Origin of the sequence: Aeromicrobium sp. Leaf272, assembly GCF_001422865.1 — a bacterium.
In the GTDB taxonomy this organism is placed as follows: Bacteria; Actinomycetota; Actinomycetes; order Propionibacteriales; family Nocardioidaceae; genus Aeromicrobium.
Map to the genome: position 1 here is coordinate 42,966 of NZ_LMMY01000013.1, position 1,819 is coordinate 44,784.

The 1,819-nt window shown below is 72.7% G+C and carries 1 protein-coding gene; it reads left to right on the forward strand.

Features of this window, described 5'->3' with window-relative positions; all coding sequences use genetic code 11:
* Positions 1 to 1,819 (forward strand): delta-60 repeat domain-containing protein (locus ASF38_RS09535; RefSeq protein ID WP_200914494.1); only part of this gene is annotated, 1,819 nt, incomplete at both ends.

A 1,819-nucleotide genomic window follows, 5' to 3' on the forward strand; every position in this document is an offset into this window, starting at 1 on the left:
GACCGACGGCGGTGGCTGGGTGCTCGTCGGTCGGGGTCGCGACGGCTGGCGCTGGGACGGCGACGCCCAGGGCACCCCGGCGCAGATCGCGAAGGCGCCGACGGGACCGTCGGCGTTCGCGCCGAAGAAGCTGTCGACGGCGACGGTCGACGCCCTGCTGGGTGGCAAGCGTGTCGACGCCCTCACCGACGGCATCCGCCTGCGTCGTGCCGCGAACGCCGACGGGACGTCGTGGCAGGACGTGCGTCTGCGGATCCGCTCGCTGGCCTCGTGGTCGTGGGCCTTCGGCGCCGGCCACCCGCTCACCTCGGCCTCGTTCGACGGAACGTCGTTCTCCGGCGCCACCTCGCGTGACGCCGGCACGACGTCGACGACCTCCGCCAACCGCCTGCGTCGGGTCTGGACCTACGAGTCGCAGGCCAACGGCTGGGTTCGTGGGTTCAACCACGGACAGGCCGTCGCCGGGAGCACCGGGTCCTCGTCCTACCTCTACGCGACGGGCAGCGGCTACGCGACGCCGTTCACGCAGGTCTTCGTCCGCCCGCGGCTGCGTCAGTCCGACCTCTCGTTCGCGACCGTCCCCGACACCGGGACCGGTGCGGTCACCGCGCTGCCCGTGGCCAGGAGCGGCTCGCTGGCCCAGCCGTGGGGCGTCACCGGCACCGGGTCCGGTGGTGCCGGCGAGCTCGGCACGGAGGTGCAGGCGTTCGCTCAGGTGGGCAACACGATGTACGTGGGCGGCAACTTCACCACCGTGCGCAACCAGTCCGGCTCCCAGAGCGTCAAGCAGTCCTACCTCGCCGCCTTCGACGCCACGACGGGTGAGTGGATCTCGTCGTTCCGCCCGAGCCTCGACCGCCAGGTCCGGGCCCTGGCCGCCCTGCCCGACGGCCGCCTGGCGGTCGGCGGCGACTTCACGTCCGTGAACGGCGTCCTGCGACGCAGCGTGGCCGTCTTCACCACCTCGGGCGCCCTCGACCGGACCTGGACGGCGGGGGTCGTGCGCCGCACCGGGGACGAGAAGGCGTCCGTGCGCGCGATGGACGTGGCCGGGGGACGCCTCTACCTCGGCGGACGGTTCACCCACGTCGTGCGAGGGTCGGCGTCGTCGGCCATGCCCTACGTGGCGCGGATCAAGCTCAGCACCGGCAGCGGGGACGGGGCGTGGAAGCCGCGCATCAACGGCACGGTGGCCGACCTCGACGTCGCAGCGGACGGGAAGCGCGTCTACCTCGCGGGCTACATGACCAAGGCAGCGGGACGGACCGTGCGCAAGGGCCTCGCGCTCAGCACGGCCTCGGGCGCAGGCATCGCGTCACCGGCCTGGAAGCCTCGCTACAGCACCACGGGCACGGCGACGTACCAGCAGGCGGTCCGGCAGGTCGGGTCCCGCGTCTGGCTGGGCGGCTCGCAGCACAGCATGTTCGCGTACGACGCGAGCACCCTGGCGCTGAAGGCCGCGCACCTCACCCGGGCGGGCGGTGACCTGCAGGCGATCGGCGACAACGGCCGGATCGTGTACGGCGGCTGCCACTGCGGTGACTGGAGCTACACCGGCGCCACGAGCTACGACACGCTGAAGGTCGGGTCCACCTCGGTGGCCTGGAAGCAGGCGGGCAAGATCTCGCTGCTCGGTGCCTGGGAGAACGCCACCGGTGCGTTCGTGACGACGTTCGCGCCGCAGTGGAAGTCGCGCGGCGGGTTCGGCGTGTGGGCGGTGACGGTGGCGAAGGACGGCACGCTGTGGGCGGGCGGGTCGATCCAGACGAGCGTGAAGGACGGCGGGGGCAACCAGTTCTCCGGCGGCTTCGCGCGGTTC